The 20,246-nt window shown below is 61.3% G+C and carries 19 protein-coding genes; 13 read left to right on the plus strand and 6 right to left on the minus strand.

Annotated elements, in window-relative coordinates:
- Window positions 1-4 precede the first annotated feature (4 nt).
- Complete coding sequence (locus tag AC3WTO_RS06455; protein WP_492459819.1) at window positions 5-499, minus strand: GNAT family N-acetyltransferase; 495 nt, start codon at window positions 497-499, stop codon at window positions 5-7.
- Complete coding sequence (locus AC3WTO_RS06460; RefSeq protein WP_492459820.1) at window positions 496-1,305, minus strand: copper homeostasis protein CutC; 810 nt, start codon at window positions 1,303-1,305, stop codon at window positions 496-498. The genes AC3WTO_RS06455 and AC3WTO_RS06460 overlap by 4 nt, the downstream gene beginning before the upstream one ends.
- Window positions 1,306-1,540: 235 nt before the next feature.
- Between AC3WTO_RS06460 and AC3WTO_RS06465 the strand changes: the two genes are divergently transcribed.
- The 3 genes from AC3WTO_RS06465 (at window position 1,541) to AC3WTO_RS06475 (ending at window position 5,422) form a co-directional block, all read left to right on the plus strand.
- Window positions 1,541-2,776 carry a hypothetical protein gene (locus AC3WTO_RS06465; protein ID WP_492459821.1) on the plus strand — a complete coding sequence of 412 codons (1,236 nt, stop codon included), beginning with the start codon at window positions 1,541-1,543 and terminating at the stop codon, window positions 2,774-2,776.
- Between the two features lie 153 nt (window positions 2,777-2,929).
- Complete coding sequence (locus AC3WTO_RS06470; protein WP_492459822.1) at window positions 2,930-4,249, plus strand: alpha-glucosidase/alpha-galactosidase; 1,320 nt, start codon at window positions 2,930-2,932, stop codon at window positions 4,247-4,249.
- Window positions 4,250-4,336: 87 nt separating this feature from the next.
- Complete coding sequence (locus AC3WTO_RS06475; protein WP_492459823.1) at window positions 4,337-5,422, plus strand: ABC transporter ATP-binding protein; 1,086 nt, start codon at window positions 4,337-4,339, stop codon at window positions 5,420-5,422.
- Window positions 5,423-5,461: 39 nt separating this feature from the next.
- Here AC3WTO_RS06475 and AC3WTO_RS06480 read toward each other — a convergent pair whose 3' ends face one another.
- Window positions 5,462-6,412: a helix-turn-helix domain-containing protein gene (locus AC3WTO_RS06480; RefSeq protein ID WP_492459824.1), complete on the minus strand. Its 951-nt coding sequence runs from the start codon at window positions 6,410-6,412 to the stop codon at window positions 5,462-5,464.
- Window positions 6,413-6,674: 262 nt separating this feature from the next.
- Between AC3WTO_RS06480 and AC3WTO_RS06485 the strand changes: the two genes are divergently transcribed.
- The 10 genes from AC3WTO_RS06485 (at window position 6,675) to msuE (ending at window position 16,100) form a co-directional block, all read left to right on the plus strand.
- Window positions 6,675-7,943 (plus strand): ABC transporter substrate-binding protein, encoded by a 1,269-nt coding sequence (locus AC3WTO_RS06485; RefSeq protein WP_492459825.1) that lies wholly within the window; start codon window positions 6,675-6,677, stop codon window positions 7,941-7,943.
- Between the two features lie 21 nt (window positions 7,944-7,964).
- On the plus strand, window positions 7,965-8,852 hold the full coding sequence (locus tag AC3WTO_RS06490; protein WP_492459826.1) for a carbohydrate ABC transporter permease: 888 nt from the start codon (window positions 7,965-7,967) through the stop codon (window positions 8,850-8,852).
- A complete protein-coding gene (locus tag AC3WTO_RS06495) occupies window positions 8,849-9,679 on the plus strand; it encodes a carbohydrate ABC transporter permease (RefSeq protein WP_492459827.1) in 831 nt (276 codons plus the stop codon). Before AC3WTO_RS06490 ends, AC3WTO_RS06495 begins: the two co-directional genes overlap by 4 nt.
- A gap of 44 nt (window positions 9,680-9,723) precedes the next feature.
- Window positions 9,724-10,497 (plus strand): SDR family oxidoreductase, encoded by a 774-nt coding sequence (locus AC3WTO_RS06500; protein ID WP_492459828.1) that lies wholly within the window; start codon window positions 9,724-9,726, stop codon window positions 10,495-10,497.
- Between the two features lie 29 nt (window positions 10,498-10,526).
- Window positions 10,527-11,291, plus strand: coding sequence for an SDR family NAD(P)-dependent oxidoreductase (locus AC3WTO_RS06505; RefSeq protein ID WP_492459829.1), 765 nt, complete (start codon window positions 10,527-10,529; stop codon window positions 11,289-11,291).
- Window positions 11,292-11,612: 321 nt separating this feature from the next.
- Window positions 11,613-12,623, plus strand: coding sequence for a taurine ABC transporter substrate-binding protein (locus tag AC3WTO_RS06510; protein WP_492459830.1), 1,011 nt, complete (start codon window positions 11,613-11,615; stop codon window positions 12,621-12,623).
- A 55-nt stretch (window positions 12,624-12,678) separates the two neighbouring features.
- Window positions 12,679-13,467: a taurine ABC transporter ATP-binding protein gene (locus AC3WTO_RS06515; protein WP_492459831.1), complete on the plus strand. Its 789-nt coding sequence runs from the start codon at window positions 12,679-12,681 to the stop codon at window positions 13,465-13,467.
- Complete coding sequence (locus AC3WTO_RS06520; protein WP_492459832.1) at window positions 13,464-14,324, plus strand: ABC transporter permease subunit; 861 nt, start codon at window positions 13,464-13,466, stop codon at window positions 14,322-14,324. The genes AC3WTO_RS06515 and AC3WTO_RS06520 overlap by 4 nt, the downstream gene beginning before the upstream one ends.
- A gap of 36 nt (window positions 14,325-14,360) precedes the next feature.
- Window positions 14,361-15,512, plus strand: a complete 1,152-nt coding sequence (gene ssuD / locus AC3WTO_RS06525) for an FMNH2-dependent alkanesulfonate monooxygenase (protein ID WP_492459833.1) — start codon at window positions 14,361-14,363, stop codon at window positions 15,510-15,512.
- Window positions 15,513-15,539: 27 nt separating this feature from the next.
- Window positions 15,540-16,100 carry an FMN reductase gene (msuE, locus tag AC3WTO_RS06530; protein WP_492459834.1) on the plus strand — a complete coding sequence of 187 codons (561 nt, stop codon included), beginning with the start codon at window positions 15,540-15,542 and terminating at the stop codon, window positions 16,098-16,100.
- A gap of 78 nt (window positions 16,101-16,178) precedes the next feature.
- Here msuE and AC3WTO_RS06535 read toward each other — a convergent pair whose 3' ends face one another.
- The 3 genes from AC3WTO_RS06535 to dusA all read right to left on the minus strand — a co-directional run bounded on the left by AC3WTO_RS06535 (window position 16,179) and on the right by dusA (window position 19,449).
- On the minus strand, window positions 16,179-17,687 hold the full coding sequence (locus AC3WTO_RS06535) for a putative bifunctional diguanylate cyclase/phosphodiesterase (RefSeq protein ID WP_492459835.1): 1,509 nt from the start codon (window positions 17,685-17,687) through the stop codon (window positions 16,179-16,181).
- Complete coding sequence (locus tag AC3WTO_RS06540; protein WP_492460055.1) at window positions 17,688-18,233, minus strand: heme NO-binding domain-containing protein; 546 nt, start codon at window positions 18,231-18,233, stop codon at window positions 17,688-17,690.
- Window positions 18,234-18,435: 202 nt separating this feature from the next.
- Entirely contained in the window at window positions 18,436-19,449 is a 1,014-nt protein-coding gene (gene dusA, locus AC3WTO_RS06545; RefSeq protein WP_492459836.1) for a tRNA dihydrouridine(20/20a) synthase DusA, read from the minus strand.
- Window positions 19,450-20,246 lie beyond the last annotated feature (797 nt).

The raw sequence follows: 20,246 nt of genomic DNA on the forward strand, positions 1-20,246 counted from the left end.
AAACCTAAGCCTTCAGCTGCTTTGCATAGTAGCGGACGGCCTTCTTGCCGTCATGGATGAGGGCCTGGCCGACTTCCTGGAAGCCAAGAGCCGCATGGAAGGCGTCCGATGTCGGATTGGGCGGGTCCATGTTCACTTCGCAAGTGACGATGTCGTGGCCCGCTGCCGCAGCGCGCGCGAAAAGGTCCTCGTAAAGCCGGCGGGCGTGGCCACGCCCGCGAGCGTCGGCAGCTACCACGATGCGGTCGACATAGACAAAACGCGGATAGCGTTCCCGGAACCACAGGAAGTTCGGGCTGTCATAAGTAGCGGTCTGGTCGAAAGTCAGCAGGAAAGCCTCGAGATCGCCGATACGGCTTGCCGAGAACGACGTGCCGATCAAGGCGGAAAGCTCCTGCGGTTCCAGCCAGGACAATTCGGCGGCGTTCTCATTGTTGAGAGCGAGAACGACGGCTTCGTCGGGTGCCTGCACGGCTTCGATGGGACGCGCAGCGGTCATGCGCGTGCGGCCTTGATGGTGGCCTCGACAAGAGCCTCATCGGTGAATGTATTGCGGTATTCCCGGTCGAGATCGTCTCCACCCATGCCGACATGCGGGTTGCGGTAGAGCATGCCGCTGGCCTCATTCCTGAGCGAGGCGAAGTGCATTTCCGTCAGCCCGGTCTTTGCCCTTACTGCGCCGATGTTCTGAGGATCGAGTTCGCCGCAACCCATGATGATGATGCGGCCCGCTGCCTGCCTGACGAGTGCCGCCAGCAGATCTGCTCCCTCCACGGCCGTGTCGCGCTGGCCGGAAGTGAGAACGCATCCGACCTTGCAGCGGATCAGCGCTTCCAGCGCCTCGATCGCATCACGCGTCATGTCGAAGGCCCTGTGGCAGGTAACCGCGAGCGGACCAGCTGCGTCAACGAGGCCGGCCATTCGCTCTTCGTCGATTTCACCATCGGCGCTGAGACAGCCGACCACGACACCGGCGACGCCGAGTTCCCGAAGCGCCGCAACATCGGCCAGCATGGAGCGATATTCCGTCTCGCTGTAGAGGAAATCGCCGCCGCGAGGGCGCACGATGACATGGAACGGGATCCTGGCCAGCTCCAGCGCCAGGCGAACGGTGCCGAGGCTTGGCGTGATGCCGCCCTCGACAAGGCTGGCGCAGAGTTCGACGCGGTCGGCGCCGGCGCGCTCGGCGGCAAGCAGGCCATCGATGCCCTCGACGCAGATTTCGATCACCGGGAGTTTTTTCGTCACGTCGGGGCTGGCCAAGGGTCGTTTCCAATTCGGTTGAAGACTGGCGATGCCTAGCATCGCGTGCGGCGAGGCGGAAGCAGGCAGAGCTCTTAAATCGCGCGGCCAGTGCGCCGGTATAGGCTACTGTCCGGGCTAAAGCAGCCAAATTGCTCGTTTCCAGGAGTGATCGCCCGAACTTCGACAAGACCACTTCGACTGTCCAGCGCAGCTTTTGCGCCGGACGGAGAACGGCATGGGAGCCGGCAAACAAAACCGTCCGAAGCTCTTTCAGAGGGGAAGGACGGAGCATCTCATGAACCGATACTGGCTTTTTGCGCCTGCAATCCTGGAGCGTTTCCGCTTTTCGCGGAAACGTGGAAACGCTCCAGTTCTTGGTTCTTACGCAATTCCGAACGCACAATCGCTGCGCACTCTTGCTGGAATTGCTCTGGCGACTACGGCTTTTGCCGGTGTCGAGCAGGCGTCGGCTGGCGAGTGCAGCGCGCCTTGCATCGACTACTATGCCTATATGGAGACGGTCGGGAACTGGAACCGGTTTCCACGCCATGCCGAAGGCGACTATTTTGTCGCCGCGCCGACGGTCGAATTTACCGCTTCCTATCGTCCGGTCGAGGGCGTTGCGTTTTTCGGCCATCTGATCACGGAGGAGGTAAAGGACGAGGAACTGGGCGTGAACCAGTATTTTCACCACGTCGGCACCTATGTCTCGGAGCTCAATGCGCAGTTCCATATTGGCGGGATTGGACTGCGCGTTGGCAAGTTTCATCCGGCTTTCGGCAAGGCCTGGGATATCACACCCGGTATCCATGGCACCGATATCGCGGGCAACTATGAGCTGAAGGAACGTGTGGGCGCCTCGGTCTCCTATGGTTTTGAGACAGGCAGTTTCCACAACGAAATCGAGGTCGCAGCCTTTGGGATGGATCGCAGTTCCTTGTCGGAATCGCTGTTCACCAATCGTGGCCGTCACACCCTGGAAGATGGCGGTGCCGGCAACAGCGACGGCATATCCTCGGTGGCCGTCGACTTCGCCGGCTGCCTCGGAGCCGGCGCTGCCGGTTGTTATGACGAGGGAACCTTCGGCTATCGTCTTGGCGCCCGCTACCAGAAGGCCGGCGAGCATAGTTTCGGTAACGAGACCGGGCTGCTCGCTGGCCTGAACGGCAACGTGGCCGTGGGCAATGAGACGACGCTGAAACTGTTCACGGAAACCGCGTGGTTCAACAATTTCGGTGGTGGGCCTGACGATGCGCTGTTCGTGACCGTTTCCGCGGCGCTGCAGCGCGAGGCGATGACCTATTCGATCTCCTACACTCAGCAACGCGAACAGATCACGGACGAGCCCGATCTGGTCGAACATCTGTTCGATGCGACCGTCGCTTACAAATTCGGCAAGGATCTCGGTCTCAGCAATGAAAGCTGGCAGATTGCTGCAGGCTATGCCTTCGACAAGCACGGCGACGACAAGAAGCATACCTTCGGCATTCGGCTTTCCGCTGAATTCGAAGGGGACTACGAGTTCCGCTGATCTCTAGCGGGCGGTCCGTTCGGGCCGCCCGACATCACTGTCTTTCGGGAATTTTCAAGGGCTCGCCGGCAAGAAATTTTCGGCTGAACAGTAGAGTTTCCTTCCGACAAGCCCGCTCGGGCATCGATTTTTGCGGACCAAAAGGAACTCTCCATGGCCAAGATCTGCCTCGTAGGCGCGGGCTCCACTGTCTTCGCCCAGAACATTCTCAGCGACGTTTTGAGCAATGCCGAATTGCAGGATTCTGAAATCAGCCTGTTCGATATCGACCCGGAGCGTCTTTCGACTTCCGAGACGGTGGCGCGCCGGATTGGTGAAACACTCGGGCTGAAGAAGCTGAAGGTTGAAGCGACGCTCGACCGTCGCAAGGCGCTGAAGGGCGCCGACTTCGTCATCCTGATGATGCAGGTGGGTGGCTATCGCCCAGCCACCGTCACCGACTTCGAAGTGCCGAAGAAGTATGGCCTACGTCAGACCATCGGCGACACGCTGGGCATCGGCGGCATCTTTCGGGCCCTGCGGACCATTCCGGTGATCCTGGACATCGCCAGGGACATGCGCGAGCTCTGCCCGAACGCGCTGATGATGAACTACGTCAATCCGATGGCGATGAACACCTGGGCGACGACCCGTGCTGCGCCCGAGATCCGCTATGTCGGCCTGTGCCACAGCGTGCAGGAGACGTCCGGTCATCTCGCCCGCTGCCTCGGCGAAGACATCGCCGATATCGACTACACCTGCGCCGGCTTGAACCATGTCTCCTTCTTCCTGAAATTCGAGAAGCGCCTCGCCGACGGCTCAACCGAGGATCTGTATCCCAGGCTTCGGCAGATGGCGGTGGATGGAAGTTTCCCGCAGGATGATACCGTGCGTTTTTCTGTCCTGCGTCGCTTCGGACATTTCGTCACCGAATCCAGCACCCATTTCTCCGAATACAATTCCTGGTTCATCAAGCCGGGTCGCGAGGACATCATCGACCGCTACAAGGTCATCCTCGATCAGTATCCAGTGTGGTGCGAGGAGCAGATCGCCGACTGGAACCGGCTGCGCGATGAACTGGCCGACCCGAACAAGCCGCTCGAAGTCTGCAAGAGCAACGAATATGCAGCAGCTATCATCCATTCCATGGTGACCGGCAAGCCTTCGCTGATCTACGGCAATGTCCGCAACGATCGCCTGATCGACAATCTGGTCGAAGGTTGCGGCGTCGAAGTACCCTGCCATGTCGATCGCAACGGCATTCAGCCGGTGCGTATGGGCAAGCTGCCGCCGCAACTCGCCGGCATCATGCGCACGAACGTCAACGTGCAGGAAATGGCGGTGGAGGCAGCGTTGACCTCCAGTCGCGAGGCCATCTATCAAGCCGCAATGCTCGATCCGCATACCGCAGCGCAGCTTTCGCTCGACGAGATCGTCTCGCTTGTCGATGATCTCATCGTTGCGCATGGCAATCTGTTGCCTCACTATCACTAGAGTGTTTCAGAAAGTACTCTAACTATTTGTTTTTACGTGATTCCGGATAGCACTGTATGCTTCTGGAATTGCTCTGGGAGCAGTGTCATGGCCGGCGTGGAACTCAGGAACATCAACAAGCAGTATGGCCATCTGCGCGTCACGCATGATGTCAACATCGATGTGCGTGACGGCGAATTCCTGGTTCTCGTCGGCCCGTCCGGCTGCGGCAAGTCCACGCTGCTGCGCATGATCGCCGGGCTTGAGGAAATCACCGAAGGCACGATCAGCATTGGTGGGCGTGTCGTGAACGACGTCTCGCCCAAGGAGCGCGACATTGCGATGGTGTTCCAGAACTATGCGCTCTACCCGCATATGACGGTGCATCAGAACATGGGTTTCTCGCTGAAACTGCGCGGCGAGAGGTCGGGCGAGATAGATCGCCGCGTCCGCGAGGCGGCACAGATCCTGGGCCTCGCCGACTATCTCGACCGGTTTCCCAAGCAGCTTTCCGGGGGACAGCGTCAACGCGTCGCCATGGGGCGTGCCATCGTGCGCAGCCCGCAGGTGTTCCTGTTCGATGAGCCGTTGTCCAATCTCGACGCCAAGCTGCGCGTGGTCATGCGCGGCGAGATCCGTTCGTTGCAGCAGCGGCTTGGCACGACCGCGATCTATGTAACCCATGACCAGGTCGAAGCCATGACCATGGCCGACCGTATCGTCGTCATGCGTGACGGCAGGGTCGAGCAGATCGGCACGCCGCTCGAACTTTACGATCACCCGGCCAATCTCCATGTAGCGGGCTTCATCGGCTCGCCGGCCATGAACTTCGTGGATGGTCATGTCGAAATTGCTGACGGCGGATTGCATGTTCGCGTCAACGCCGACTGCCTGTTGCGGCTACCGGCCGGCAAGCGTGGTGAAGTGGGCAGGGCGGTGGTGTGCGGGTTTCGTCCCGAACATGTTGCACTGACTGAAATCGGACCCATTTCCGGTCATGTTGCTACCGTCGAGATGAATGGCGCCTTCACCACCTTGCTTGTCGAGGTGGAGGGGCGGCAGCTGACCGTTCAGACCACGGAGCGCCCGCGCTGGACGAGGGGCGAGGTGGTTTCTCTCTCGCCGCAGACGGAGCGGTTGCATCTGTTCGATGCACAGACCGGTGCCTGCTTGGGAGTTGATCTCGACAATTGATCGAGATGTCGACCTTAAGGTACTGATAACAAAGTAATTCTACAATCTAAACTGCTTGCGGTAGTCGCGTGGCGTCATTTCCAGCTGGCTCTGGAATGCGTGATAGAGCCGGCTCAAGGAGCCATAGCCACAGGCAAAAGCAATCTCGATGATCGAGCGATCGGTGTCGGCCAGCATCATCATGGCGTGGCTGAGACGCTGGCGGCGGATGTAGTGGGCGATGGTGACGCCGAGCACGCTTTTGAAAGCGGCCATGGCGTTAGTCGGATGCAGGCCACAGACCCTGGCGATGTCTGCGAGCTGGATATCGTTGGCGAATTCCTTGTTGATGAAATTCGTCATTTTCTGCACACGGTCGATGAGCCGGTCATCCGCCTTGGTCTTGGCGGTAACCTGGCCCTGCGGTTCATCGACTTTCAGGCCGGAGCGATCGTCGATCTCGGCTGGAACGCTGCGCAACGCCAGCCTGCGAACCCGCAGGCGCATCTCTTCACGCAGTATCTGGGCAAGCGCCTCGCTCGGGGCCGAGGTCCATTCCTGTGCCCAACGCTGGAACTGTAGACAGTCCATCGGGTCTGTCTCGGCCGTCGTCATCATGCGACCGTTGAGCACGGAGGTCTTGAAGCCGTCAGGCAGGGTGAGAGCCAGGAATGCCGCGAACGGAACATAAGCACAGATCAGCTGGGCGGGGTCCGCTACCTTGACGACCTGATGTGGAACGCCAGCCCAGAAGCAATAGGGCATTTCCGGTCGCAGCACGATGCGATTGCCATTGAACAGGTAGGTCATCGAGCCCGAAACCATGAAGTTGAATTCGACATGGTCGTGCCAGTGCGCCAGCGGCATCGCCTCGGCCACCTGGATATCCGCAAAGAAACTGTCCCTCGGCAGGAAATCGCTGTCGTCCTCAACGGCGGCAGATAGCTTTCGGCGCTGCAGCGCAGTCAGGCGCTTCGCCGGCGTCGTTTCAGGTGGCGGTGAAATATCCATTGCGGCGAGCCTTGTTCGACGCATCAGTGTGCGGTCGTGATGTTGTCCGGAGGCTAGTTACGACGATCTCGATCGTCCAGATGCATGCTGGGATTCAGGAATTTATTGGTCTCAAATAGGTAGTTTTATCCGCTTTCTACAATAGTCTGACTACCAACAAGACTGCTGAAGACTTGGCTGGCCAGCGCCACGCTGGTGGCTTGATCCGGTCGGCAATGAACGAGAAACGACCCGGGTGTAGCCGGGCAAGGGAGGAGTGAAGATGGCAGATTGGCTGGGGCAGGTGTGCCGCGGTGTAGCCGTGGCGGGGAGTGTCCTGTGGTGCTCCGCGGCACTCGCAGATACCGAACTGACGATGACGCTGTTTGGTGGGCCGGTTGACATAGCCGCGTGGCAGAAATTGTCCGCCGATTTCGAAAAGACGCATCCCGGCATCAAGCTCAAGGTCGAGGTCAACGACTGGGATTCCTATTGGGAAAAGCTGCGCGTGCTGGTCGCCGGCGGCACCGCTCCCGACGTCTTTGCCATGGATGCCTCCAACTATCCAGACTGGCAGGCCCGGGGCGCGTTGCTCAAGCTGCAGCCGTTCGTCGATGCGGAACCCGATCTTCTAAAAGGGGTCTTCCCGATATCGCTGGAAGCCTACAAGACGCCCGATGGCTATTACGGTTTGCCGCGCGACATCCAGACCATCGCGCTCTTCTACAACAAGGACATGTTTGACGCCGCCGGTGTCGCTTATCCAACCGACAAATGGACCTGGGATGACCTGCGCGCCGCGGCCAAGCAGCTGACCAAAGACAAGAACGGCGACGGCACCATCGATCAATGGGGCCTGTTTGCCGAACTGATCGACATGGAGGTGTTCTGGAGCAGCGTGTTGTGGTCCTACGGCGCCGAGATAGTCGACCTGAAAGACGGCAAGACACTGATCGGCAGTCCGGAAGCCATGAAGGCATGGAAGTTCATTGCCGGGATGGTCCTGGACGACAAGTCGATCCCGACAAGCGAGCAGCTCAGGCAGTTCGGCCTCGACGGTTTTCAGGCCGGTGTCGCGGCCATGAGTGTCACCGGCCACTGGTCGGTACCGGACTATGCGCCGGCAACATTCAAATGGGGCGTCGCTCCCATGCCGAAGGGGCCGGTGGAGCGGGCCACCAGCGTCAACAGCGCGGGCTTCACCATCTCCTCGACCACTCAACATCCCAAAGAGGCCTGGGAATTGTTGAAGTTCGCCATTGGCCCGCATGCCCAGGAGGAATTGGCGCAGGTCGGTTACGCCATTCCGATCCAGGAGGCGATCACCGCAAGCCCCGCCTACCTGGTTCAGGCGAAGGCGCCGATCGATCACAAGCTGTTTGTCGACGCGCTGGCCTATGCGCATCTGAAGCCCGTCTTCAAGGGATATGAGGAATGGTCCTCTGCCGTTGGCGATGCCTTGCACCGCGCCTGGAGCGGTGAAGTCCCGATTGCCGACGCCATCAACGAAGCAGTGACCGCGGGCGATGACGTCCTTGCCAACAATCGCTAAGCGGCCTTTCCGGGGATTGCCTTGTCCAGCACCTTAAAGCCACTGCGGGGGGAGCGCGGGAGCCTCTTCCTGCTGCTTGCGCCGACATTGATCGGCCTCGCCATCGGCGTCTTCGGTTCCGTACTGGCGACGCTGGCATTGAGTTTCTTCAACTGGGACATGCTGACACCGATCAAGTGGGCAGGGGCGAGCAACTACACAGGCCTGCCGCATGACCGGATGTTCAGCACGGCGCTGATCAACACGACGCTGTTCTCGCTGATCTATGTGCCGCTGACGCTTGCCATCGGTTTTGCCGTGGCCTGCCTGATGAACCGCCACATCCGCGGCATCTCGCTGTTGCGCGCCCTGTTCTTCCTGCCGGTGGTGTCGTCGCCCACCGCCGTCGGCCTCCTGTGGAGCTGGATCTTCGCGCAGGATCAGGGGGTATTGAACTCTTTCATCACGACCTTCGGAGGCAATCCGGTCAACTGGCTGGGGCCGAAGGTCATTCTCTATTCCGTCGTCATCGTGAATGTCTGGGGCGCGATAGGCGAGGGCATGATCGTGTTCCTGGCCGGCCTGCAGGCGATCCCGCGCGAGCTCTATGAGGCGGCGCGTGTCGATGGGGCAACGGCCTGGCAGCGCCTCGTCCATGTGACGCTGCCGGCCATGGTTCCGAGCCTGTTCTTCCAGGGCGTGCTCTCGACCATCCACGCCTTCCAGGCCTTCGACTACATCTACATGCTGACGCGTCTTTCCAACGGCAATTCGACCTTTCCGACGCTGGTCTTTTCGGTCTACCGCACCGGTTTCCGGTTCTTTCGCATGGGCGATGCCGCAGCCCAGGCAGTCGTGCTCACCGCCATCATCGCGCTGTTCACGCTGTTTTACATCCGCATCCAGAAGAAGTTCGGAGCCGAAGCATGAGCCGCCGCGCCGAAGAAGTCCGCGGCAATGTCCTTGCCGTGACATTGCTGCTCACCGGCGGCATCGTCATGGTCGCGCCGTTTGTCTGGATGGTGTCGACCTCGCTGAAACTGCCGGCTGACCAGTATTCGCGAACGCTGATCCCACCCGTGCTCACGCTCGAGAACTATCGCGATATCTGGACGATCATGCCGCTCCACATCATGCTGTGGAACTCCTTCAAGATCGCCATGATCGCCACGTTCGGGCAGCTGCTGACCTGTTCCATGGGGGCGTTCATCTTTGCCGTGACGCGTTTCCGTGGCCGCGACGCGCTGTTCTTCCTGCTGCTGATCACGCTGATGGTACCGCAGCAGATCACCACAATCCCGCAGTTCATCCTGTTCAAATGGCTTGGCCTGTACGGCACCCAGGTGCCGATGTACCTGCCGAGCTTCCTCGGCGGTGCCTTCGGCACCTTCCTGCTGAGGCAGTATTTCAAGACGATACCGATCGAACTGGCCGAAGCCGCACGCATCGACGGCGCAAGCCTGCTCACCATCTACTGGCGGATCTATCTGCCCTTGGCCAAGCCCGCGCTCGCTGCCTTCGCGATCTTCGCCTTCATGTTCTCCTGGAACGACCTGTTCACGGCGCTGATCTACCTGCCGAGCGACATGCAGACCACGACACTGCCGGTGGGGCTTGCGCTCCTGCAGCAGCAATATGCCGGCAAATGGACACTGATGATGGCGGCGGTGCTGATCTCTGTCCTGCCGATCATCGTCGCATTCCTGATCGCCCAGAAACAGTTCATCGAGGGCATTTCGATGTCGGGCTTCAAATAGCGGCCTGCCTGACGCCGCACGTCATCAACAGAGGAATTGCTTCGATGGGATTGAGGCTGGAAAACCGGGTCGCCCTGGTGATCGGTGCTGCGCGCGGTATTGGCGAGGCGATCGCCGCGCGCTTTGTCGAAGAGGGGGCGAAAGTCGTCGTCGCCGACCGTGAGGTGGAGGCAGGCCAGGCGACCGCCGAGCGGCTCGGCGGTCAATTCACCCGGATCGACGTTTCGTCCTTCGCCGATACCCGCAAAGCCGTCGGCATTGCGGTTGCCGCTTACGGTACGCTCGACATCCTCGTGCAGAATGCCGGCATCTATCCCTGGACGCTGATCGAAGACACCTCGCCCGAGGAGTGGGATGCCGTGCTGGGCGTCAACCTCAAAGGGACCTTCCTGGCGGCGAGGGCAGCGCTGCCGGTGATGCGCGAGAGGGGGTACGGCCGCATGATCTTCACCTCATCGATCACCGGCCCACGCGTGACCAGCCCCGGCCACGGCCACTATTCGGCCAGCAAGGCCGGCATCAACGGTTTCATCAAGTCGGCGGCGCTCGAATTCGCCGGCTACGGCATCACCGTCAACGGTCTGGAGCCCGGCAACATCCTGACGGAAGGCGTGAAACAGCATCGCTCGGAAGCGTTCATTCGCACCATGGAAGAGGCGATCCCGCTCGGGCGGCTGGGCACACCGCGCGACATCGCCAATGCGGCGCTGTTTCTTGCATCCGACGATGCCGCCTACATCACCGGCACCACGGTGGTGATCGATGGTGGCCAGACCCTGCCGGAAGGCAAGGATTTCCGCATCAAGCCCGGCGCCTGAGCCTTCTCCCATCCGCAAAGGACCATCTGATGAACCGTCGTATCAATGCCGTCGACTTTTCCGGCCGTGTCGCTGTCGTCACCGGAGGCGCGCAAGGCATCGGCCTGGCCGTTGCGCGCCGGCTGCTGTCTTCGGGCGCCAGGGTCGCCATCTGGGATATCGACAAAGCCGCGATGGAGACCGCCATCAAGGACCTGTCGACGCTGGGCGATGCCAGGGCGGTCTGGTGCGACCAGGCCAGGATGGACGCCGTCGACGACGCCGCAACCGAAACCGAAAGCGCCTTTGGCGCGGTCGATCTCCTCGTCAACAATGCCGGCATTGCCGGTCCGGCGGCACCGCTGGTCGACTACGATCCAAATGCCTGGCGACAGATCGTCGATATCGACCTCAACGGCGTCTTCTACTGCTGCCGGCGACTGGTGCCCGGTATGATCGAGCGCAATTACGGCCGCATCGTCAACGTCGCCTCGGTGGCCGGCAAGGAAGGCAATCCCAACGCAGCCGCCTATTCGGCCGCCAAGGCAGGCGTCCTGGCATTGACCAAGTCGCTCGGCAAGGAACTCGCCGGTCATGACATTGCCGTCAATGCGCTGACGCCGTCTCCGGCACGCACGCGCATCCTGGAACAGCTCACCGAGGCGCAGGTTTCCTATATGCTGGGCAAGGTGCCGCGTGGCCGCTTTGTCGAGGTGGAGGAGGCTGCCGCCATGGTTGCCTTCATGCTCTCCGATGAGAACTCCTTCACCACCGGCGCCACCTTCGATCTCTCCGGAGGACGCACTACCTACTGAGCATTTTGTAGCCAAATGGGATCACTTGGCTACAAAGGCGACGAAAATAAAACTTGGAGCGTTTCCGCGTTTCCATGAAAAACGGAAACGCTTCAAGGCGAGCCGCTTCGGAACTTTTTTGCCGGTCCCGGGGGCAAAACTTCTCGTATCGAACCTGGGGTTCGGCTTTTCCGCCTGTCGTTAGACAGATCGTTCGCAAGTGCGGCGACATTCGCAAAAAGCTTTCTGAACTAATTCTACAAATTCAGTAGCGTTTAACCCGATCAGCGACGTGCGCTGATGTTTCGAGGGGCAAACTCGATCATGGAAAGGGGTAAACGCATGCGCAAACTGTTCACCGCCGCCCTCGCGGGTCTTTCGCTCGGCGCTTCGATGTCGCTGGCTTTCGCCGCTGACGACAAGAAGGTGGTCATCGCCTATCAGACCGGCTCGACCCCCTATTTCGTCGGTATCGCCAATGGCGACATCGCCAAGAAAACCGGCTGGGACATCGAATTCCGCCGCTTCAATTCGGGCGCCGACATCTTCGCCGCGATCGCTTCGGGTGCTGTGCAGATCGGTGATGTCGGCTCCAGCCCCTATGCAGCGGCGGTGTCCAAAGGGCTGGATGTCAAAGGCTTCTACATCTCTTCCGTCTCGCGTGATGGCGAGGCATTGGTGGTTCGGCCCGAGATTGCCTCTCCGAAAGACCTGAAGGGCAAGAAACTGGCTGCGGCACCGGTGTCCACCGACCATTATCAGTTGCTTGCCGTGCTGAAGCAGGAAGGCATTGCCGAGAAGGATGCCCAGGTCATCGCCATCCCGCAGCCCGAGATCGTCGCGGCCTGGAAGCGCGGCGACATCGATGGCGCCTTCGTCTGGGATCCGGCGCTCTCCGAGCTGAAGAAAGACGGCAAGGTACTGCTGACCGCCGGCGAAGTGGCAGATCGCGGCGCCCCGACCTTCAGCGCGCTGGTCGCAACCGGTGAGTTCGCCAAGGAACATCCTGATTTCCTGACGCAGTATGTGCAACAGGTGGACGGTTACTTCACCTCCTTCGCCAACGACAAGGCAGCCTGGGGTGCGGATTCGGAAAACATCAAGCTGATCGCCGGCCTGCAGGGCGGGACGCCAGCCGACCATGCCGAGCGCATCAAGTCGACCGTAGTGCCGCCGCTGGCCGAACAGCTTTCCGACAAGTGGCTGGGTGGTGGCGAAAACAGCGGTGTCGCCAAGATCCTCAAGGACACCGCCGGCTTCCTGAAGGAGCAGCGCAAGATCACCGCGGTGAAAGACAATTATGGCGTCTTCGCGGACCCGCAATACGCTGCAGCAGCCAAGGTCTCCAACTGACGAATTGACCAGGCGCGTGCCGGATACGGTGCGCGCCTGCTTTGGAAGGTTCGACATGCTCCAGATACGCGACGCCAGCGTCACCTTTCCCGCCTCTGACGGTAGCGCCGTGCATGCGCTCGACCACGTGTCGCTGGATATCGCACCCGATTCCATCGTCGTTGCGGTCGGTGCATCGGGGTGCGGCAAGTCGACCCTGCTCAATGCCATTGCCGGCTTCCTGCCGTTGACGGCCGGTTCGATTACGCTGGACGGCGCGGAGATCGACCGGCCCGGCGGTGATCGTGGCGTCGTCTTCCAGAAGGATACGCTGCTGCCCTGGGCAAGCGTCGTCGACAACGTCGCGCTAGGGCTGAAATTTGCCGGCGTTTCGAAGACCGTGCGGCGCGGGCGGGCGCGCGAACTGCTCGATCTGGTCGGTCTGGCCGATTTCGCCGACAAGCCGCCATACGAATTGTCGGGCGGCATGCGCCAGCGTGTCGGCCTGGCGCGTGCCCTGGCGACGGACCCGAAGATCCTGCTCATGGACGAGCCGTTCGGCGCGCTCGACAGCCTGACGCGCGAGACGATGCAGCAATTACTGGCTTCTGTCTGGGCTCGCACCGGCAAGCAGATCCTGTTCATCACCCATTCCATCGAAGAGGCGCTGACGCTCGGCACGACAGTGGTGGTGATGTCGCCACGGCCTGGCCGCATCGTTGCGCGCTTCGAGGCTGGCTTCGTGCGCGAATTCGCCGAGACGGGCGACATTGGCCCGATCCTTTCCGATCCGCGTTTTATCGAGCTGCGCGAGGAGATCCGTGCGCTCATCCATCGGCCAGCAGGCAAAGGAACCTTGCAATGACGCTTGCTGCAGATCCTCGCGCAGTCTTCACGCACGTCCAGCCGGCACCGAAGCAGCGTCGCCAGCCCGCGAGCCGGACAGGCAGGAATGCTTCGTCCGGAACGCTTCTGATCAGCACGATAACCCTGCTGGTGTTGTTGTCCCTGTGGTTTGCCGCCACCCAGCTTGGTTGGGCGTCACCGCTGTTCCTGCCGTCGCCTTCGGAGGTGCTGACGCAGTTCCATGCCGTGGCCGTTGACGGCTACGCCGACGGCACGCTTCTGCAACACACATTGTCGAGCCTTGGGCGGATTCTCGCGGCGCTCGGCATTGGTGTCATCCTGGGTGTGCCGATCGGCCTGCTGATGGGGCTTAACCCCTGGGTTCGAGGCACCCTGTCGGTGCCGATCGGGCTGTATTGGGGGCTGCCGCCGCTTGCCTACCTGCCGCTGTTGATCATCTGGCTGGGCATCGGCGAAGCCTCCAAGATCGTTCTGCTGTCGCTGTCGACCTTTGCGCCGATCTGCTTTTCGGCGCAGGCAGGCGTGCGATCGGTGCCGGTCGAGCGCATCAATGCCGCACTTTCGCTCGGCGCCACGCGACTGCAGCTCTTCACCAACATCATCCTGCCTTCGGCACTGCCGGAAATCCTGACCGGCCTGCGTATCGCGGTCGCCGCCGGCCTGTCCTGCCTGGTTGCGGCCGAGCTGATCGCCGCCCGCTCCGGCCTTGGCTACATGATCATGTCGGCGGCTAATTTCCTGTCCACCGATGTCGTCTTCGTCGGCCTGATCCTCATCGCAGTGCTGGCCTTCCTGTTCGCCAGCGGCATGCGCTGGTTGGAGCGCCGGCTGGTGCCCTGGAAGGGCAAGATCTGAACCATCGATACAAAGCGACCGCAGAAGGAACATCCCATGTCCAACGCGCCCCTCGACGTCTACTGGTACCTGCCGACCCATGGCGACGGGCCGTATCTCGGCACCGATGAGCGCCATCGGCCGGCGACCTTCGGTTATCTCAGGGAGATCGCCCAGGCCGCGGACCGACTTGGCTTCAAGGGGGTGCTGCTTCCTACCGGCACGCGCTGCGAAGACGCCTGGATCACGGCGGCTGCACTGATCCCGCAGACCGAGCAATTGCGCTTCCTGGTGGCGTTGCGGCCGGGCAGCGGCACGCCGGCGCTGTTTGCGCGCCACGCCGCCACGCTTGACCGCATTTCCAACGGTCGCGTCCTGCTCAATGTCGTCACCGGCGCCGATCCGGCCGACCTTGCAGGCGACGGCATCAAGCTCAATCACGCCGAGCGTTATGCGCAGACCGATGAATTCCTGACGATCTGGCGCGACATTCTTTCCGGTGAGGAGGTGGATTTCGAAGGCCAGTATCTTTCAGCGAAGGGCTCCGACATTTCCTTCCCGCCGGTGCAGAAGCCTTATCCGCCGCTCTGGTTCGGCGGTTCGTCGGATGCAGGCATCGCCATCGCCGCCAAGCATGTCGACGTCTATCTGAGCTGGGGCGAACCCGTCGATCAGCTGGCCGAAAAGCTGGAGCGCGTGCGCGCTGCCGCGGCCAGGGAAGGGCGCAGCATCCGCTTCGGCCTGCGCATCCATCTCATCGTGCGCGAGACCGAGGAGGAGGCCTGGGCCGCAGCGGATCGGCTGATCAGCCATGTCTCCGACGAGGTGATCGCCGAGGCGCAGAACAATTTCGTCAACGTTTCGGAATCGGTCGGGCAAAAGCGCATGTCGGCGCTGCATCAGGGCCGTCGCGACAAGCTGGTCGTAGGCCCCAATTTGTGGGCCGGGCTCGGACTGGTGCGTGGCGGGGCAGGGACGGCGCTGGTCGGCAGTCCGGACAATGTCGCGGCCCGGATCCGTGAATACCAGGCGATCGGCATCGAGACCATCATCGCCTCCGCCTATCCGCACCTGGAGGAGGCCTACAACGTGGCTGAACTGCTGTTTCCGAAACTCAACCTGCATGGCGCGAACGCACCGGCCCTGCGTGGCTGGGATGTCGAATTCGGGCGCGGCGTGCGCCCGCGCGTTGCCGCCTCGGCATCCTGATACGCATTGGAATAAAGGAGACTATCCATGACCCGCGCGCGCATCGTCGGCTTTTCCGGCAACATCACCCGGCCGTCCAAGACCCTGGCGTTTGTCGACCACATCGCCCAGGAGATCGGCCGCCGCAACGGTTTGTCGGCAAGAAGCTGGGACATCGAGGACCTCGGCCCATCGCTTGTCACGGCGCGCCGGGCGAGCGCTCTCGACGAGCCGGCGCAGGCGATCCTGCAGGCGATTACGGAAGCAGATCTGCTGGTTGTCGGTTCGCCGACCTACAAGGGCAGCTACACCGGCCTGTTCAAGCACTTCTTCGATCTGCTCGATCCGGCTGCACTGCGCGGCAAGCCGGTGCTGGTGACGGCGACCGGTGGTGGCGACCGCCATGCACTGATCGTCGAACACCAGTTGCGGCCTCTGTTCGGCTTCTTTGAAGCCTTCGCCCTGCCGACCGCCGTCTATGCCACGGATCGCGATTTCGACAATGGCGTACCGGCTTCCGAACCGCTGTTGAGACGCGTGGCGCAGGCGATCGGCGAGGCGGAGACGGTGCTTGGCAGCAGGGCGCCGCTTGCCGTGGCCGCGGAGTAGAATTCCGCCGAGCCGAGCGCCTTCAACAGTGCCTGGAGCCGTTCTGGGCAAAGCGTCTGGTGTTGCGACGGTCGGCTGTCACGAGCCCTTGATCTTGAGATGTCGCATGAGTTCACTCAGCGGCATCGGCCGCCCGAACAGATAGCCCTGCTGGATGAAACAGCCGCAACTGGTCATCCGTTCTGCCTGGCTCTCGGTCTCGATGCCTTCGGCCACGATCTCGAGCTCCAGTGCCTGTGCGAGCTGGACGATCGCCTTGATCACGGCTTCGGACTGCCGGTCATCGCTGATGTCCCGGGCGAAGGACCGGTCGATCTTGATGACGTCCAGCGGCAGTCGCCGGATGTATGAGAGGCTCGAATAGCCCGCGCCAAAATCGTCGAGGGCGATGCGGACACCGCGCGCGCGAAACTTCGAAAGACGTTCTTCCGCCTGCTCGAAATCGATGAGCAGGAGGCTTTCGGTGATTTCCAGCTGCAGCGCGGAAGGCGGGAATTTGTGCCGCGCCAGGATCTTGGCGACCTGCTCGACCACGGTTGGCGAGCGCAGGTGGCGCGGCGACAGATTGATCGAGACATAGTCGAGATGACCGTCCCGGATCAGCTGGCGCGTTTCCTCGCAGCAGCGATCGATCATTGCCCGGCCGAGTTCGACGATCAGCGAACTTTCTTCGGCCAGCGGGATGAACAGCCCGGGCAGGATGAGGCCCCGCTCGGGGTGTTGCCAGCGCGCAAGCGCCTCCACGCCGACGATCCTGTTGTGCTCGGCGGAGATGATCGGCTGGTACCAGGGCTCGATCTCTCCCGCCGCTACCGCCGCGCGCAGTTCGACTTCCAGGCCCTGGCGGCTATGCAGCTCGGCCGCCATGGTGTCGTCGAACTCCGTCCAGGTCGAGCGTCCGGACGCCTTGGAATGGTACAGGGCGACATCGGCGAAACGCTGCAGGGTCGGAGAATCCGAAGCATCGCGCGGAAAGCTGGCAAAGCCCACCGAACAGCTGACGATCAGCTGCAGGCGGCCGCAATCGATCGGCTTGCTCATGGCTTCCATGATCTCGGTCGCGATCTGGCGGGCCCGCTGGCTTTGAACCGGGGTTATGCAGATGACGCCGAACTCGTCGCCGCCGAGGCGCCCGGGCACTTCGGTTCCCCTGCAGATCGTGCGCAGTCGGGTCGCGACCTCCAGCAGGACCGCGTCGCCGACGGCATGGCCATAATTGTCGTTGATTTCCTTGAAACGATCGAGATCGGCGAACAGAAGCTGCACCGAGCCGTCATGCGTTTGCGCCGTATGAATTGCTGCCTCGAGCTCGCGCGCGAAACTGACCCGGTTGGCGAGCGTGGTCAGCGGATCGCGCTCGGCGAGGAACAGCGCCTGCTGGCGAGACGCCTCCAATTCGTGGGTGCGATCGAGCACGCGCATTTCGAGGTCGTTGGCCAGCGCCGTCAGGTGGGTGTTGGCGTTGTACAACTCCAGCGATTTCGCCTCGAGCAGCCATTCCGCCTCTTCGCGGGCGCGTCGCTCCCGCTGCAGGCGGCGTTCGAGACGCGCGACACGATCGCCGGACGTATCGGGTTGCGGCAACATCTATGCTATTGCGCCTGTCTTCTGGATCGAGAACCGGACGAACGTCTCGCCATCGGCTTCATGCGCGTTTCTTTCAACCTGCACGGCCTCGCCATAGAGCTGGGCCGCGCCGAGAATGAGACCCGAGGCCAGCGCCTCGAACGGGCGTTTGCTGTGGTAGTCGAGATGCATGGTCGCGTTTCCGAGGCGTTCGGCGCGGAATACCGGCAGCTCGGCATCGGGATAGAGTTTGCGCACTTCGACATGGATATGGCTGTCGATGCTTTCCAGGAAATCGAACAGCGTGGCCGCAGTCCTGAAGAAGTCTGGGAATGACGCCTTGAAACGCCGGATCAGGTGCTGGCCGAACAGATCAAGCAATTCGTTTGGCGGCGTGTTGCTTTGCGCGGCCAGCGTGGTGACCAGGGATTGCATTTCCTTGTGGTCATAGGTGCCGACGGCCGTATAGGCGCCGCCACTTGGCAGGTCGGAAGCCTCGATCAGGTCATCCACCGCATCCGCCCCGTAGGTCTGCTCTACGAAACCCAGCAGTTCGGTGAACACCATGCCCTTCACGTCGGCCCCCTCGGAGATTGAACCGGTATCAATGCGAGCATAAATTTCAGAATATAATCTACAACTAACGTTATTTATAAAAATGATAAAAAGCGCCGTGTTCCACACCAATTGGTGTTTCCGGAGCCGGCTGAGGTGAACAAAGGACGCCGTGGGCTGCGTTCGCCGCGCCGTAACCTTGCGGTACGCTGCCTCAGGCGGCTGCCTCTGCGCTGAACTCGACCGAGGCGAATGCAGCCTTCAGCACCTCGGCGCCTGCACCCGGGCGGGTGGCATCGGTGGAGAGGATCTGGCGCCAGCGGCGTGCGCCCGGCAGGCCGTGGAAAAGGCCGACCATGTGGCGTGTGACATGGCCCAGCCGGCCGCCCTGTTCGATGTGGCGCGTCGCATAACCGGCCATCGTGTCGATCAGCGCCGCGAAATCGAACGCCGCCGGCTGCCTGCCGGCAAAGGAGGCATCGACGGCTGTCAGGATGCCCGGCGTGTGATAGGCGGCCCGGCCAAGCATGGCGCCGTCGACATGCGCCAGATGGGCGACGGCATCCTCGACCGACGGAATGCCGCCATTGATGCCGATGAACCGCTCGGGCAGGCGGGCCTTCAGCCGGCAGACCCGCTGATAGTCGAGCGGCGGGATGTCGCGGTTCTCCTTCGGGCTGAGGCCTTCCAGCCAGGCCTTGCGGGCATGCACCCAGAGCGCATCGGCACCGGCGGCAAAGACATTGTCGGCCAAGGTGTCGAGCGCTGGTTCCGGGTCCTGGTCGTCGACGCCGATGCGGCATTTGACGGTGACCGGTATCTTCACCGAAGCCTTCATCGCCGCCACGCAATCGGCAACGAGCGCCGGCGTCTTCATCAGGCAGGCGCCGAACGTGCCGGACTGGACGCGGTCCGAAGGGCAGCCGACATTGAGGTTGATCTCGTCATAGCCGAAACCCTCGCCGATGCGCGCCGCCTCGGCGAGTTTCCGCGCATCCGATCCGCCAAGCTGCAGCGCCACCGGATGCTCCGCGGCATCGAAGCCCAGCAACCGTTCGCGCTGGCCATGAATGACCGCATCCGCCACGACCATCTCGGTGTAGAGCAGTGCCCGCTGCGTCAGCTGACGATGGAAAAAACGGCAATGACGATCCGTCCAGTCCATCATGGGTGCGATGGAGAACTGGAAGCTGTTGTAGTTGTTTTGTTTTTGTTCGGTTTTGGTCATCGAATTTCGAAAAATGTTGTACGCATTTTCGGCGCATTTCTGCGGGTTTCAGGGTATTCCATCGTGGTCGGTACAACAATGTTGTACCTCAAATGCTCATGTTGTGCGGCTGTGTCGGTCGAGATGGGCACGAGCCAAAGATGGGTTGGCCGGCTATCTAGCGCAAACCGTCGTGAAACGCGACGGCGAGATTGTTCGTCGAAAAAACGTGCTGCGGAAGGCGATGATGGGTGTCAGGCCATTCGGCGACGATTACAAAGCTCTCGCACCGCTGGGCGACAGCTTGCACCGAACGCAGAACCTTTTGGACGGTCAACCAGCAAAATATGTTGAGCACCACCGGCCGGAGCTGTCAGGGGCAAATAGAAGAGCATGACTTGGAAATTCGACCAGGCATCTAATGTGGCCTGTATTACATGCCGGTCTGTTATCGAGGGAAGCCCTGTCCTCGTAGCAACGCATTACGAGGACGATCATTCGTGGGGATTCACGGATGGATCTATAGTCAATATGGCATCTGCGCTGGTGGTTGCTATGTCGTCGATCGTCGACCTCCACCCAGATATTCATGAGATAGCGGAGCTTCCTCCAGGCTGGTCGGCAACACGCGAAGCTCCAGGCCTGCCCTGGTCAAGACGAGAAGACCCTCTGGAGTGAGCAGACCGGTCGACAAGTTGCCTGAAGCGATCGTCCGCAGGAGCGGCTGCATGCTGAAGGATCGATCCAGGCCTACGAAAAGTGCGGCGCGATCTATTCCAATGTCGGCTAACGCCTGCGCCGAACTCAACGCTCATGCC

The sequence above is a fragment of the Mesorhizobium sp. EU05-FHT14A09 genome, assembly GCF_058790995.1.